This is a genomic window from Hydrotalea flava, from assembly GCF_001623405.1.
Classification (GTDB): Bacteria; Bacteroidota; Bacteroidia; order Chitinophagales; family Chitinophagaceae; genus Hydrotalea; species Hydrotalea flava.
Map to the genome: position 1 here is coordinate 16,903 of NZ_LUHG01000086.1, position 15,536 is coordinate 32,438.

Below are 15,536 nucleotides of genomic sequence, written 5' to 3' on the forward strand. Positions count from 1 at the left end.
TTACTGACTTTTAGCTTTTTGAATGGCTTTATTATATGCCATAATAAACATGGCTCCTAAATTGTTTTGCGGTGGCACGTAATCATCAAATTTTTCTTTATAACCGCCGGTAAATTTATTTTGCAATCCGCTCCAGATTTTAGCCCAGTCTAAATTTTTACCCTGTCGCAAAGTTTCTGTAATAGCTTCTATCAATGCCATATTCACCACACCCGTACCCACTTGTTTAGATGCAATGATATGTGACTCGGGGCAAATTTTTAAAACATCATTCAAACTATTGTAACCACCACAACTGCCCAATAATACCACTTTTGCCGAAGGGAACAACCTTTTGATGGTAGAATTTACATAATAACTGTGGCCACGATGAATCACTACCGTAGGTTCTATATTGGCTGAATCTAAATAACTACACAGGTGCTGCTGAGCGGCATCATCTAAATCCTGCTGCGCATCTAAAGGCTTGTTGGCATAAATTTCAATGGGTGTGCCTTTCATTGATTTTACTTCTACCCATTCCGGTTTATTTACAACACGCCAATATCCATTATTAAAATTGGCCAAAAATGCATTAAATATATTTTTACCGTCTTTATCTCCGTAAAAAAACTGCTGAATAATTACTTTACCTGAGGCATCTTTCAATAACGATAAAGGCATTTCATATACCGGAATAATTCCCAATTTTGCTGAAACATCAATGTGATTGGCAGGATCCATCGATAAAAAAATGGTATTCAATATGTTATAAATTACAATGCCTCTTTCATTCCGCTTTTTTTGATTGTATTGCAGTTGCTGTTGCACTTGCTTTAACATCAGGCTTCTTATTCCGGGATCATTGATGCTGGCATAAGAATCAGCAACATCTACCGCATCTTCCAATGTGGTGGTTTTTTCCAGACCGTTTACAAAGCGCTTAATTAAATTTTGAGCGGTTGATTTATCCATTCGCTTTAAAAAATCATCCAGCTCATTATACGCAGCGGCCATGCGAATAAACTTCTTGTAAAAATCATCATGTACCCATGCCAATAAAGTATCTGATCGGGGAATGGCCATGCGTGGAAAAATTCGGTTGTACACACCCAGATAGCTGCTGGTATAAATATCATCTTCACCCAAAACACATAAATAATATAAATCTTGAGGCGCCAAATTATCTAATACTTTAAACCGAACAGCATCGCGTGGATCTTCATGCAGTCCATTAATTTGATTAATATAATGTTCAACAGCTTTTTGTTTCAGTTTATCGGTTAACACTTGTTTGGCATAAGGTGTATCACCCATTTGCATACGAGCTGCATATTTTATTTCTGTATTCACCAATAATTTATAAAAAGGGTCGTTGGTATCTTTTAATTTCTGTATTGAATCAATAGTAATTTGTTTGTGATAAATTTCATCCAGAAAAGCGAAATAAATACGGCCACCGGGCAATTTTTCTATTTGATAAATGGTTTGCACCAATGCATCATTTACCTTTTTTATTTTTTGCGAAAGTTCATTTCCTGCACCGAGATAATCATAAATCATATCCGGATTTCTGTGCGCCACAACAGCTATGAGGCTATCTGCAAAAGGCAAATTCAAATGATTTCCTACAATATTTAAAATGTTATCCGGATTTTGTCGGCAGTTTTTTAGTATTAAAATATTTTTAGCATCATTTAGCCCAATATTATCCTGCAAGGCAAAATTGCTGATCAGTAAATTTCCAATTGCCATATCGTTAGCATTAACAATCGGGGCTATAGATTGGTGATTTTTTTCAAAGGCTATTGCATTTTCGTAAACTACCATCAAATCGCCCAGCATAATTCCTTTTATTAATCCGGCTTTATAAGCTGTAGTAAAACTTTCTAAAAGGCTGTAAATACCTCTTAGCCATTTGTATTTATCATTATTGCCAATAGTACTGTCTAATTCAACCGCTGCAGCCATATTATGAACAGTGGTATGCAGCAATTGGGTAACTTGTAAATTAACATCAATGTTGTTAGTTGGTGCAAATAAATGATCCTTATTCGGCGTAAGGTTAATAATATTTTGTTCGGCCGTTTTTATATTATCGTGAATTAACTGGCGCATATGCGGTATAACCGGCATTGCTAATTCGGGTTGCGCCTGCAAGACCATTACACCCAGCAAACATAAAACGGATAGGTAAACCTTTTGAATGATTCGCATAATCATCAAAAATAAATGCAATTATGCAAATTTTTCGTTAATGGAGTTAACAATTAGATAATCTGGGCCTTGTAGGTGAATGCAAAAACTGTAAGTTAAATTTGTGTAAATTTGATGTTATCATGGAAACAGCAGCTAAAAGAATTTTAATTGCAGACGATGAACCCGATATTTTAGAAATTATCAGTTACAATTTAACCAAAGAAGGATATGCAGTTGCTACTGCCAAAGATGGAGATGAAGCCATAGAAAAAGCCAAATTGGTTAACCCGAATTTAATTATTTTAGATATTATGATGCCGCATAAAACCGGCATTGAAGTATGTGCTATTTTAAGAGCACAACCACAGTTTCAACATACCCTCATCATTTTTTTGACTGCATTAAGTGATGAACCATCGCACATTAAAGGTTTAGAAACCGGCGCAGATGATTATGTAAGCAAACCCATATCGCCCAAAATGCTCATCAGCAGGGTAAATGCGCTGTTTAGAAGGGTACAAAAAGAAGATGGCAAACCACTGAAAGTGGGGAATATTACCATCGATCCTGTAAAATTTGTGGTTGAAATAGATGGCCGTGAAATAATGCTGGCCAAAAAGGAATTTGAATTACTGTTTCTGCTGGCAGCTAAACCGGGCAGGGTATTTTTAAGGAATGAAATACTTTCGCAGGTTTGGGGCAATGAAGTAATTGTTGGCGACAGAACCATTGATGTGCATATTAGAAAAATCAGGCAAAAGTTAAATTTAGATTGTATTACCACTGTAAAAGGTGTAGGCTATAAATTTGATATATAAGTTTACGAACTGAAAATAATTCCTCCCAATGCTTGTTATAAAAGTATTTGCTGCTTAGCTTTATGCATATTAGCCACTATGTTAGAAACCAAAAATTTATCGCCCCAGCAACTATCTGCCTTAACCGCATTATTCCTGGCCATTCCTATTGGATTTGCATTTTTTTTAATTGAAAATGTATGGATTGGTGCAGCAGCATTTGTACTTACTTTTATTGGCAGTTATTATCTCATCGGGTTTGTGCTGGAATCGTTCATTTACCGAAAAATCAAGCTCATTTATAAATTCATTTATCAAACCAAAGCCAGTAAAAGGGAAGAAACCTATTATAAATATATATTACCACAAAAGGGAATAGATGAGGTACGAGAAGATGTAGAAAAATGGGCAGAACAAAAAAGTGCTGAAATAGAATTGCTGAAACAAAATGAAGCTTACCGGAAAGAATTTCTTCAAAATTTAGCACATGAATTTAAAACACCCATTTTTGCCATTCAGGGTTATGTAGATACTTTATTAAGCGGTGCCATTGAAAATCCGGAAGTCAATAAAAAGTTTTTGGAAAATGCTTCTAAAAATATTGACCGAATGGTAAATTTAGTGGAAGATTTAGATGAGATCTCGAAATTAGAAAGTGGTGAACAACCCCTATATAAAGAAAATTTTATTATTCAGGATTTAATCAGGGAAGTTTTTGAAGCCCTTTCCATAAAAACTGCAGCCAAACAAATAAAAACAATCATTAAAAAAGGATGTGAAGCACCCATAATTGTATTTGCCGACAAAGAAAAAATAAGGCAGGTGCTCAATAACTTAGTGGTAAATGCCACCAAATACGGTAAAAACAATGGTACTATTATAGCCAGTATTTATAAAACCGATGGCATGCATGTTTTAGTTGAAATTAGTGATGATGGGATTGGCATTGCTGAAGAGCATTTACCTAGAGTATTTGAACGTTTTTACCGAACCGACCGGGGAAGAAGCCGAAATGTAGGCGGCACAGGTTTAGGATTAGCCATTTGCAAACACATTATTGAAGCACATGGCCAAACCATACATATAAGAAGCAAAATTGATGTAGGTACATCGGTTGGGTTTACCCTCACTACCAAAAGAAATTAAAAAAGCCCCTATGAAAATAAGGGCCGGTCATGAGAAAATCTACTGTACTCTTGTTGCTCTTTAACTATGAACTAAATTCTGAATGCAAAGTAAACAGCCCAATGTGAAGCCAATGTAAATTCAATGCAACCAAATCATTAACATTTTGGAGCCAAAGTTTAAATGGCTGTATTAACAAATTATTAATTCTTTTTTTTACCCAAGGCTTCAAATCCATAGCTTTACTTTTGTCCAAATTTTTTCGATTATGGGATTAAACACGATTGGCAGGATTTTCATGCCCAAAAACAAAATTTTCTACGAACTTTTTGAGCAGGTAGCCGATACCGTTTGTGAGATGGCAGATATGCTTAAAAAAGTGGTAGCAGAACCGGAACATGATAAAAGGGCACCACTTATTAAACAAATTGAAGATTTAGAACATAAAAATGATGACCATACCCACAAAATTTTTACCGAATTAGGCAGAAATTTTATAACCCCTTTCGATAGGGAAGACATTCACTATTTGGCCACTGCATTAGATGATATTGCAGATTATATTTATTCCTCTTCCAAAAAAATTAATTTCTACCATATTAACCCTAACGACAGCGGTATCCAAAAAATGGCTGAATTAATTTACCAGGGTTGCAATGAAATTAAAAAAGCAGTATATGGCCTTCGCGATATGAAAGATTTGAGAAAAATGACTGAAGCATTGGTAAAAGTAAATTCCATAGAAAATCAGGCCGATGATGTTTTTGATATGAGCATTGAAATGCTTTTTCAGAAAGAGAATGATGCCAAAGAAGTGATTAAAAAGAGAGAAATTTATCAGGTTTTGGAAATTGCTACTGATAAATGCGAGGATGCGGCCAATGTAATTGAGTCTATTATCATCAAATATGCTTAATACGCATATTCAGTTTAAACTAAACTTTTTAACAGCAATTAGGAGATATGATGATTTTATTGGTTACACTTGTTGTACTTGCGCTGATATTTGATTTTATTAATGGCTTTCATGATGCTGCCAACTCCATTGCCACCATCGTTTCTACAAAAGTACTCACACCTTTACAGGCAGTAGTTTGGGCAGCCTCTTTTAACTTTATTGCCTATTTTGTTTTTAAAGAACATAAGGTAGCCGGTACTATTGCCAACATCATTGCAGAAAATATAATTAATTTTCATGTATTAATGGCTGCAACTGTTGCTGCTATTATTTGGAATTTAATTACCTGGTATTTTGGTATCCCCTCCAGCTCATCCCACACTTTAATTGGGGGTTTAGCCGGTGCGGCCATTGCAGCCGGTGGCGGATTAGATGGCGTAAACAGCAGCCCCATTATCACTGCATTAGTTTTCATGGTACTCTCCCCTATTTTGGGATTAATATTTGGTTTTATCATCACCATTATTACTGTTAATGTGGCAAAAAATGCCCGCCCCTCTAAAGCTGAAGGATGGTTTAAACGTTTGCAATTGGTATCATCTGGTGCATTAAGCTTAGCGCATGGCGGTGGCGATTCACAAAAAACCATGGGTTTAATTTTAGCCGGTTTATGGTTTTTTGAAAAATCTTCTAACCCAAATATTGGTTCTATTCACAATTTTGCCATGCCCGAATGGCTGCCTTTTGCATGTTATACAGCAATAGCTTTGGGTACTTTGTTTGGCGGCTGGCGCATTGTTAAAACCATGGGTACAAAAATTACAAAGGTTACCCCGTTAGAAGGATTTTGTGCCGAAGGTGGTGGTGCATTAACCATATTTTTAACTACATTTTTTGGCATTCCGGTAAGTACTACCCATACCATAACCGGTGCCATTATTGGCGTTGGAGCCACCAAACGCTTAAGTGCAGTGCGCTGGGGGGTCACTATCAATTTAGTTTGGGCATGGATACTAACCATCCCGGTTTCAGCAGGTATGGCTGCATTGTTCTATTATGGCGCAAATTTTTTATTCTAACGTTTGCACATAAATTTATAAGGCTATCTTTCCATATTTATACAATCAGGGTATAACTTTATACCGGTTTATATTTCCATTGAAATGAATGGAAATAATATTACACAACAGCTTAGTATAACTGAGAATCTCAAAATAGTTTGAATAATATGAAGAAAATATTAGTTACCGGTGGATGCGGCTATATTGGATCACACACCATTGTTGATTTAATTGAAAACGGATATGAAGTAATTTCTATTGATGATAATTCAAGATCAAGCATTACTGCTTTAAACGGCATTGAATTGATTACCGGAAAAAAAATAAAAAATTATACAGTTGATTTGAAGAATTTTGATGAAACACAAGCGGTATTTCAAGAACACCATGATATTACAGGCATTATACATTTTGCAGCTTATAAGGCCGTAAGTGAATCGGTTGAACAACCTTTGTTTTACTATGAAAACAATCTGTTTTCATTAATCAATCTGCTGAAATGTGTAAAGGAATTTTCTATTCCTTACTTTGTTTTTTCTTCTTCTTGCACTGTTTATGGTAATCCCGATAGTATACCTGTTACAGAATCTTTTCCCATCAAAAAAGCTGAATCGCCTTATGGAGCTACCAAACAAATGGGCGAGGATATTGTAAGAGATTGCAGTAATGCCTCTGAAACTGCTTCAATTTTATTACGCTACTTTAATCCGGTAGGTGCCCATCCTTCCAATCATTTGGGCGAACTGCCCATTGGTAAACCCATGAATCTTGTGCCGGCTATTACCCAAACTGCTATTGGTAAAATACCCAAACTAATGGTGTATGGCAACGATTATCCTACACGAGATGGTAGTTGCATCAGAGACTTTATTCATGTATGTGATATTGCACATGCACATACCATTGCTTTGGAATATTTAATTGCTCAAAAAAACAAAAGTTATTGCGATGTTTTTAATTTAGGCACCGGCAATGGAGTTTCCGTTTTGGAAGCCATACATGCATTTGAAAAAGTAAGTGGTGTTCAATTAAATTATGAAATTGGCCCAAGAAGGCCGGGCGATGTAGTAGCCATTTATGCCAATAACGAATTAGCAAAAAAAACATTAGGTTGGAACATTCAATACAGCTTAGAAGATATGATGCGCACTGCATGGGCTTGGGAACAAAAACAGCTTACAACAAAAAAAATTAAATAGCACCCGCAAAATCAAACTATTGTACTATTCCGCATTTATTGAAGTGATAAAAAATTTACGAATTGCAGGTGAAGGGAATAACTTTATGCCTGTATGGATTACTTAAAACAATTCCGCAGTTTTATTAATAGTTATTATGTTGGCGAAGGGGTAAGAATTACCATTGGCATTTTATTGCCTTCACTTATTGCAGGATATTTTCATGCTTTGCCTATTGGCATTAATATGTCGCTGGGCGCATTGGGTATAGCCATTAGCGATAATCCCGGCCCAATTTCCCATCGCAAAAACGGATTTTTAGCCGGAAGTATTATCCTGTTTTTGGTATCGTTAATTATTGGTTTCGCCAGTCCAATCCACTGGTTATATGGTTTCATATTACCCTTATTGTGTTTTATATTTCCCATGTTAGGTGTTTTTGGAACAAGGGCCGCTTCTATTGGAATTGCAGCTTTATTGATTTTAGTATTACAGGCAGAACACCATTACAATAATTGGAGGGATGTTGTAACCGTAAGTTTTTATATTGGAATGGGTGCTGTTTGGTATAGCCTGTTAAGCCTGGCATTGTATAATCTTCGTCCCTACAAAATCATGCAGCAGGCATTGGGTGAATACCTGGAATCAATAGGCCGATATTTACGTTTAAAAGGTTCTTTTTTTCAGGATGCAACAAATATAGAGCATACTTACGCACAACTATTGCAATTGCAAACAACCGTTCTGGAAAAACAAAACCTGACAGCCGAACTAATTTTTAAAACCAGAAATTTTGTAAAAGAATCTACCCCGGTTAGCCGCATTTTAATGATGGCATTTTTAGATGCAACCGATTTACTGGAAATTTCAATGACTTCGCATCAGGATTATCAGGCATTGCATGCCTATCTTCCTGCACAAAATTTACTAAAAGGTTATGCCAATGCAATTAGCGATCTGGCAAATTACTTAGATGAAGCGGGTATTGCTTTAAAAAGTAGTACTGCCATTCAATCACCCACTGATTTGAGTGCAACCATTCGTTCACTTAGAAATGAATACAGCCAGTTGCATGCTAAAAATATCGCAGCAGATTCTATTCCAATTTTAATCAGCCTGAAACATATTTTAGACAGTATAGAAGCAGTAGCTGGAAGAATAAAAACGCTCGAATTATATACATCTTACAGAACTAAAATACCCGGTAAAATTTTTCAGGAAACAAATCCTGAAGATTTCATTTCACACCAACGGATATCATTTGACGTAGTTTTAGATAATTTAACTTTCCATTCAAATATTTTCAGGCACTCACTCAGAATTGCTTTAGCAGCCCTGGCAGCCTATTTCATAGCGCAATATTTTTTACTAGGGCATAGTTACTGGCTTTTATTAACTGTAATTGTAATTTTAAAACCAGCTTATAATCTTACCAAAAAAAGAAATAAAGAAAGATTAACCGGCACCATCATTGGTGCAATGATTGGTGCAATAGCACTTTACTTTATTCATAACGATACTATTTTATTACTGATACTTTCTGCCAGTATGCTGGTAGCCTACAGTTTTATGCGCACCAATTACCGGCTAAGCGTTGTGGCCATTACTTTATATGTTTTATTGCTGTATCATCTTTTAAATTTCAATAATTATCGCTTACTGATTACAGACCGATTAATTGATACGGCCATTGGTTCTGCCTTAGCTTTCATTTTTAGTTATGTTTTACCTCCGGTTTGGGAAAGTGTTCAATTAGATACCATTATAGTGCGGGCTTTAGCCGATACACGTAATTATTTTAAAGCTTTAAATGAAATTTTTACAGGAAGGGCAACATACAACAAGGCAGATATGCGCCTTTCCAGAAAAAAAAGTTGGGTTGCAATAGCCAATGTTTCAGACAGCTTTAACAGAATGCTATCTGAACCTAAAAATCAGCAACATCACCTTACACAAATACACCAATTAGTGGTGTTGTTGCATATTACCAATGCGCATTTGGCTACCCTAAATTTTTATGCGGAGCAACTATCCAACCAATATATCACACCTGAATTAAACGATATCGGAATATTGATTGAACAATATTTTGATAGCGGCATTCAGCAATTGCAATCTGATAAAATAATTGAGCAAACAGATTTTTCAAATAAAATCATTCAAACAACCATCGAGCAAAAAATTAATGATTTATTGCAAATAAGAGCCAATGAAATTAATGCCGGACAATTAAATAGTGAAACCAGACCATATCTTTCTACCTTAAAATCAATTACCGATCAGTATTATTTTATACACAATGTTTCCTATGATATTGCTAAAATTACCGATAAGCTTATTGCATATCATAAAAATAAACCCTCCGAATAAAAGAGGGTTTTGGTTTTTGATACAGGATTAAGAGAGGGGGATTAAAAATTTTATTTTTTATATATTTATAAAATTTATATGTTTATTTGTTTTTTCAACATGGCAATCATTTCAGCTACCAACTCAGTTTTGGTAATTGGAATACCCATTATTTTATTGTAACCTTTCGCATCTACCATATAAACATCACGCAAAATTTTAACCAATTGTCCGTTATTAATTTCAGGAACCAACACCTGTTTGAATCCTTTAATTACTGTACCAAGATTTTTGGGGAACGGACGAACATAGCGAAGGTGTGCATGACTAACGGCATATCCTTGCTGTTGTAATTCTAAAACAGCACTTTTAATAGCTCCATAAGTTGAACCCCAACCAATTACAAGCAAATCGCCTGTTTCGGGGCCACTATCTAAATGTTGTAATGGAATATAATCAGCAATTTTATCAACTTTAGCCTGACGGGTTTTTACCATTTGCTGATGGTTATCAGGGTCATAACTCACATTTCCTGTAATATCTTGTTTTTCCAATCCGCCAATTCTATGCTCTAAACCTGCAGTACCTGGAATTGCCCAAGGGCGCACTAATTTTTCATCTCTTACATACGGCTGAAACTTTTTATCAGCATTAGTTTTAGCAGGAGCAAAAGCCACTTCAATTGGTTTTAAATCTGCTGCTTTTGGAAAACGCCAGGGTTCAGCACCATTGGCAATGTAACCATCACTCAATAAAATAACCGGCGTCATATGCTGTACGGCAATTCTGCAAACTTCATAAGCCACATCAAAACAATCACTGGGTGCAGCCGATGCAATAATGGGCATGGGGCATTCCCCGTTTCTGCCATAATATGCCTGCATTAAATCGCTTTGCTCAGTTTTAGTGGGTAATCCGGTTGATGGGCCACCACGTTGTATATCAACAATAACCAGCGGTATTTCTAACATAACGGCTAAGCCCATGGCCTCTGCTTTCAAAGCCATTCCGGGACCGGAGGTTGTTGTAACTCCTAATGCACCGCCATAGCTGGCACCTATGCAGGAGCTTATGGCTGCAATTTCATCTTCAGCCTGAAAAGTTTTTACGCCAAACCCCTTGTATTTGCTGAGTTCGTGCAAAATATCAGATGCAGGTGTAATAGGATAAGAACCTAAGAACAAAGGCAGTCCGCTTTTTTGGCTGGCGGCAATTAACCCATATGCCAATGCCTGATTGCCCATGATACTTCTATAAGTACCTGCGGGTAATTTGGCTTTTTCTACCTTATACCGGGTAGTAAAGGTTTCCGTAGTATCACCATAATTATAACCCGCCTGTAATACCTTAATATTACTTTGTAAAATGCTTTCTTTCTTACCAAATTTTTCCTTCAGAAACGCAATGGTATTATCAAGTGTTCGGTTGTACATCCAATAAATAAAACCTAACACAAACATATTCTTGGCACGGTCGCGTTCTTTTGTACCTAAATCGGTAAAATCTTTAAGTGCCTCTCTTGTTAGTTTGGTTACATCAATTTTAATGACCTCATAATTATCCAAACTACCGTCTTCTAAGGGATTAACGCCATCGGGATAATTGGCTAAACGTAAATTTTTTGCATCAAACCCATCAACATTGGCAATAATTTTTCCACCCGGTTTAATACCCTTCAAGTTTACTTTTAATGCTGCTGCATTCATGACAACCAATACATCGGCAATATCGCCAGGGGTGTATACTTTATTGGAAGAAAAATGTAACTGATAACCACTTACACCGGGTAGCGTTCCAATGGGGGCTCTGATTTCAGCAGGAAAATCGGGAAAGGTTGCTAAATCTATCCCTAATAAGGCGGTGTTATTGGTAAACTGCTGTCCTGTTAATTGCATGCCATCGCCACTATCGCCTGCAAATTTGATTACTACATCCTGTAGTAATTGCTCATTTCTGTTCATTTTATAAAAAATTGGGTACGAAGTTAAGTATAATACCTATTTAAATTTGAGCAGTTTTGCGGTAATCTATAAACATTTTAAACATTTATTACACATTACCGCATTAACTTGCATTCCCTGCCGAGAATAAATAGAATATATGATTCAACCATTGATAAAAAAATTTACCGGTTTCAGTATATCAACTTTGTTGTGCATGCTCATCATTTCATGCAATGAAAAGCCTTCCAACGCAAAATTATCTTCCCTTGCAATTGCAATACCTGATTTAGTGGCTCCGGCAGATTGCGTACAGGTACAAAAGCAAACCATTATTAGTACACCTATTCAAAATGATACATCAAAAAAATACATCTATTTAACTTTTGATGACGGTCCGCAACATGGTACCTCTGCCTGTATTGAAACCGTAAAAAAAGAACAAATAAAAGCTTCTTTTTTTATGATAGGCAATCAGGCAAACGATATATATCTGAAAAAATTAGTGGCTTCTATGCGCAATGATTATCCGCAAATACTTTTAGCGAATCATAGTTACACCCATGCCAATAATAAATACATTTATTTTTATCATCATCCCAATATGGCATTTAACGATTTTATAATAGCTCAGGAATCATTGAATGTACCCTTCAAAATTATTCGCTTACCCGGCAATAGTGCTTGGATTGGTGCCCATACCATGAAAGCGTCGCCATTAGTAAAACCTGTTTGCAAAATGTTAGACAGTGCAGGTTACAATGTGATTGGGTGGGATGTAGAATGGAGTTTTAACCATAAAACGGCAAACCCCGTTCAAACTCCGGAAACAATGTTGGAACTGGTCAATCATGCATTTGCAAAAAATTATACCCATACTAAAAATCATCTGGTGATTCTTTCACACGACCGGATGTTCAGAAATGCCAACTTTACCGATTCTTTGCAAAAATTTATTGGCCTGTTAAAACAAAACTCCAACTACGTTTTTGAAACAGTTGACCATTACCCCAATCTTAAAAAACCATTATAACTTTAACGACTATTTTTACATTATTGCATTAACTTTACACAAGAATTAAAACAATTTAAATTATGGCAATTTTTAAATCTGGTAACCCTACTTTAACAGAAAAAATTTTTAATAACAGCCTTACTGCCGAAGCCAATGCACAAGGCATTATGAGTGTAAGAGGCACTTTAAATAAATTCGGTTTTTTAATGCTGATGGTAATTGGTGGCGCTTTTTATACCTGGCATACCTACCAAAGCGGCCAACCAGGTACTACCACCACTCTAATGATGGTGGGTGTTTTTGGTGGCTTAATTGCCGCTATTGCAATTATGTTTAAGCCCATGTGGGCAGGTTATATTGCCCCAGCCTATGGCATATTGGAAGGATTATTTATTGGTGCCATTTCAGCAATGATCAATGACATGTTTGCAAAAAATTATCCAAATTTGGTACTACAAGCGGTGGGCTTAACTTTTGGTGTTGCATTGGCTATGTTTTTGCTGTACAGTTTCAGGATTATTAAAGTAACCGACAAATTAAGAAGCATCATTTTCACTGCTACTTTAGGCATCGCTATCTTTTATGGTCTTACACTTATTTTGGGCCTTTTTGGAGTGAATATGCCATTTATGAGTATTACCAATGGCGGTATGCTTGGCATTGGTATCAGTTTGTTTGTTGTAGCCATTGCTGCCTTGAATCTTTTATTGGATTTTGATATGATTGAAAGAGGCGCTGAGCAAGGAGCACCTAAATTTATGGAATGGTACGGCGCTTTTGGTTTGCTGGTTACCATTGTTTGGTTATACATTGAAATATTAAAACTACTTAGCCGTTTGGCCAGCAGCAGAAACTAATGAACCAATTATTTTTGATAGCCCCATACCCAAACAGTATGGGGTTTTTTTATACCCTTTTAAAAAACTTTGAAAACATTTTTGCAGATTGATATACCTGCAGCGAATAACCGGTAATTTAGAACTTTAAAACAAGAGCTGCCATGGAATTTAACAGAAAATCGCTTACTGATACCGACTTAATAAACCTTTACCGGCAATTGTTATTACCCAGATTGATAGAGGAAAAAATGCTGTTGTTACTGCGTCAGGGAAAAATCAGTAAATGGTTTAGCGGTATTGGTCAGGAAGCCATTGCAGTAGGTGCTACCATGGCATTAGAACCCGATGAATGGATAATGCCACTGCATAGAAATCTAGGCGTGTTTACATCCCGTAAAATGCCCCTGCATAAATTGTTTATGCAATGGCAAGGAAATAAAGAAGGCTACTCAAAAGGAAGAGAAAGAAGTTTTCATTTTGGAAGCAAAGAACATTTTATTTGCGGAATGATATCGCACCTTGGCCCACAATTGGCTATAGCCGATGGTGTGGCATTAGCCAATCAGCTACAACAAAAACAAAAAGTAGCATTAGCCTTTAGTGGTGATGGTGGAACCAGCGAAGGCGATTTTCATGAAGCATTAAATGTAGCGGCAGTATGGAACTTACCCGTTATTTTTTTGATTGAAAACAACGGTTATGGACTTAGCACGCCAGTAAATGAACAGTACCGTTGCAAAAATTTGGTTGACAAAGCCTTAGGTTATGGCATGGAAGCCGTTCAAATTGATGGGAATAATATTTTGGAAGTGTATGATACCATTCGTGGGGTTAGGGATTATTGCATCACACAGCAAAAGCCTTATTTTATTGAATGCATGACTTTCAGAATGAGAGGGCATGAAGAGGCCAGTGGCACAAAATATGTTCCACATGAATTATTTGAGATATGGGGCGAGAAAGATCCGGTAAAAAATTATGAGCAGTATTTATTAGATGCGCAAATACTTTCTGCACAGGCAATAGATGAAATCAGACAAAATACCAAGAAAGAAATTGAGCTGGAATTGCAAATCGCATTTCAGGCACCGGCCATTATACCTAATACTGATTTAGAATTGGCCGATGTGTATGCACCAGCACCAAAAATAACTGAACCCGATGAAACCTTTCGGCTACAAGCAACTTCACAGAAACCCCATCGACTGATAGATGCCATTAAAGAAGGACTAGATCAGGCGATGGAAAAATATCCTAACCTGATATTGATGGGGCAGGATATTGCAGAATATGGCGGTGTATTTAAAATTACAGAAGGGTTCGTTGAAAAATTTGGCAAAAATCGGGTACGCAATACACCACTTTGTGAAAGCGCAATTATAGGAACAGCACTGGGGCTAAGTTTAGAAGGTTTTAAAAGTATGGTTGAAATGCAGTTCGCCGATTTTGTATCAGTAGGCTTTAATCAAATTGCAAATAATCTTGCAAAAATCCATTACCGCTGGGGACAAAATGCTGATGTAGTAATTCGCATGCCCACAGGTGCCGGTGTTGGCGCTGGCCCATTTCATTCCCAAAGCAATGAGGCATGGTTTACACATGTACCCGGATTAAAAGTAGTATACCCTGCTACCCCTTTTGATGCAAAAGGGTTATTGCTTGCAGCTTTTAAAGACCCCAATCCGGTTTTATTTTTTGAACACAAAGCTTTGTACAGGAGTATTAGTAGTTATGCTCCAAACGAGTACTATGAAATTCCTATTGGAAAAGCACATGTAATAAAACCCGGGAATGATATGAGTATTATTACCTATGGCGCCGGTGTTCACTGGGCATTACAATATACAGCGCAACATACAGAAACAGATATTGAAATTCTTGATTTAAGATCTTTACAGCCTTTAGATTATGAAAACATTAGTGCTACGGTTCATAAAACAGGTAAAATATTGGTGCTGCATGAAGATACCTTAACAGGCGGTATTGGTGCCGAAATCAGTGCATGGATCACTGAACATTGTTTTGAGCATTTAGATGCACCCGTGTTGCGCTGTGCCAGTTTAGATACACCCATTCCATTTAATACGGCATTGGAACAAAATTTTTTAGCCAGTTCAAGATTAGAAGCTGCTATTCAAAAACTAATGCATTATTAA

The 15,536-nt window shown here is 36.5% G+C and carries 11 protein-coding genes; 9 read left to right on the forward strand and 2 right to left on the reverse strand.

Annotated features, from left to right (window positions below):
- Positions 1-2,196: a hypothetical protein gene (locus A0F92_RS09840; RefSeq protein ID WP_167516999.1), complete on the reverse strand. Its 2,196-nt coding sequence runs from the start codon at positions 2,194-2,196 to the stop codon at positions 1-3.
- 122 nt (positions 2,197-2,318) lie between these two features.
- Between A0F92_RS09840 and A0F92_RS09845 the strand changes: the two genes are divergently transcribed.
- The 6 genes from A0F92_RS09845 (at position 2,319) to A0F92_RS09870 (ending at position 9,607) form a co-directional block, all read left to right on the forward strand.
- Entirely contained in the window at positions 2,319-2,996 is a 678-nt protein-coding gene (locus A0F92_RS09845) for a response regulator (RefSeq protein WP_068245076.1), read from the forward strand.
- Positions 2,997-3,074: 78 nt separating this feature from the next.
- Positions 3,075-4,121 carry a sensor histidine kinase gene (locus A0F92_RS09850; protein WP_068245079.1) on the forward strand — a complete coding sequence of 349 codons (1,047 nt, stop codon included), beginning with the start codon at positions 3,075-3,077 and terminating at the stop codon, positions 4,119-4,121.
- A 247-nt stretch (positions 4,122-4,368) separates the two neighbouring features.
- Positions 4,369-5,016, forward strand: coding sequence for a DUF47 domain-containing protein (locus A0F92_RS09855; RefSeq protein ID WP_068245082.1), 648 nt, complete (start codon positions 4,369-4,371; stop codon positions 5,014-5,016).
- A gap of 47 nt (positions 5,017-5,063) precedes the next feature.
- Entirely contained in the window at positions 5,064-6,077 is a 1,014-nt protein-coding gene (locus tag A0F92_RS09860) for an inorganic phosphate transporter (RefSeq protein WP_068245085.1), read from the forward strand.
- 149 nt (positions 6,078-6,226) lie between these two features.
- A complete protein-coding gene (gene galE / locus A0F92_RS09865) occupies positions 6,227-7,258 on the forward strand; it encodes a UDP-glucose 4-epimerase GalE (protein WP_068245088.1) in 1,032 nt (343 codons plus the stop codon).
- 93 nt (positions 7,259-7,351) lie between these two features.
- Positions 7,352-9,607 carry an FUSC family membrane protein gene (locus A0F92_RS09870; protein WP_068245091.1) on the forward strand — a complete coding sequence of 752 codons (2,256 nt, stop codon included), beginning with the start codon at positions 7,352-7,354 and terminating at the stop codon, positions 9,605-9,607.
- 74 nt (positions 9,608-9,681) lie between these two features.
- Here A0F92_RS09870 and A0F92_RS09875 read toward each other — a convergent pair whose 3' ends face one another.
- Positions 9,682-11,547, reverse strand: coding sequence for a 2-oxoacid:acceptor oxidoreductase subunit alpha (locus A0F92_RS09875; RefSeq protein ID WP_068245096.1), 1,866 nt, complete (start codon positions 11,545-11,547; stop codon positions 9,682-9,684).
- A 139-nt stretch (positions 11,548-11,686) separates the two neighbouring features.
- Between A0F92_RS09875 and A0F92_RS09880 the strand changes: the two genes are divergently transcribed.
- The 3 genes from A0F92_RS09880 to A0F92_RS09890 all read left to right on the forward strand — a co-directional run bounded on the left by A0F92_RS09880 (position 11,687) and on the right by A0F92_RS09890 (position 15,536).
- Positions 11,687-12,559 (forward strand): polysaccharide deacetylase family protein, encoded by an 873-nt coding sequence (locus A0F92_RS09880; protein ID WP_068245101.1) that lies wholly within the window; start codon positions 11,687-11,689, stop codon positions 12,557-12,559.
- Between the two features lie 62 nt (positions 12,560-12,621).
- Positions 12,622-13,398 carry a Bax inhibitor-1/YccA family protein gene (locus A0F92_RS09885; RefSeq protein ID WP_068245104.1) on the forward strand — a complete coding sequence of 259 codons (777 nt, stop codon included), beginning with the start codon at positions 12,622-12,624 and terminating at the stop codon, positions 13,396-13,398.
- A 143-nt stretch (positions 13,399-13,541) separates the two neighbouring features.
- A complete protein-coding gene (locus A0F92_RS09890; RefSeq protein WP_068245108.1) occupies positions 13,542-15,536 on the forward strand; it encodes an alpha-ketoacid dehydrogenase subunit alpha/beta in 1,995 nt (664 codons plus the stop codon).

Bases quoted from the DNA above. Each gene is read 5' to 3' on its own strand.
- A0F92_RS09840 (WP_167516999.1), bottom strand. From the start codon at position 2,196: ATGCGAATCATTCAAAAGGTTTACCTATCCGTTTTATGTTTGCTGGGT.
- A0F92_RS09845 (WP_068245076.1), top strand. From the start codon at position 2,319: ATGGAAACAGCAGCTAAAAGAATTTTAATTGCAGACGATGAACCCGAT.
- A0F92_RS09850 (WP_068245079.1), top strand. From the start codon at position 3,075: ATGTTAGAAACCAAAAATTTATCGCCCCAGCAACTATCTGCCTTAACC.
- A0F92_RS09855 (WP_068245082.1), top strand. From the start codon at position 4,369: ATGGGATTAAACACGATTGGCAGGATTTTCATGCCCAAAAACAAAATT.
- A0F92_RS09860 (WP_068245085.1), top strand. From the start codon at position 5,064: ATGATGATTTTATTGGTTACACTTGTTGTACTTGCGCTGATATTTGAT.
- galE (WP_068245088.1), top strand. From the start codon at position 6,227: ATGAAGAAAATATTAGTTACCGGTGGATGCGGCTATATTGGATCACAC.
- A0F92_RS09870 (WP_068245091.1), top strand. From the start codon at position 7,352: ATGGATTACTTAAAACAATTCCGCAGTTTTATTAATAGTTATTATGTT.
- A0F92_RS09875 (WP_068245096.1), bottom strand. From the start codon at position 11,547: ATGAACAGAAATGAGCAATTACTACAGGATGTAGTAATCAAATTTGCA.
- A0F92_RS09880 (WP_068245101.1), top strand. From the start codon at position 11,687: ATGATTCAACCATTGATAAAAAAATTTACCGGTTTCAGTATATCAACT.
- A0F92_RS09885 (WP_068245104.1), top strand. From the start codon at position 12,622: ATGGCAATTTTTAAATCTGGTAACCCTACTTTAACAGAAAAAATTTTT.
- A0F92_RS09890 (WP_068245108.1), top strand. From the start codon at position 13,542: ATGGAATTTAACAGAAAATCGCTTACTGATACCGACTTAATAAACCTT.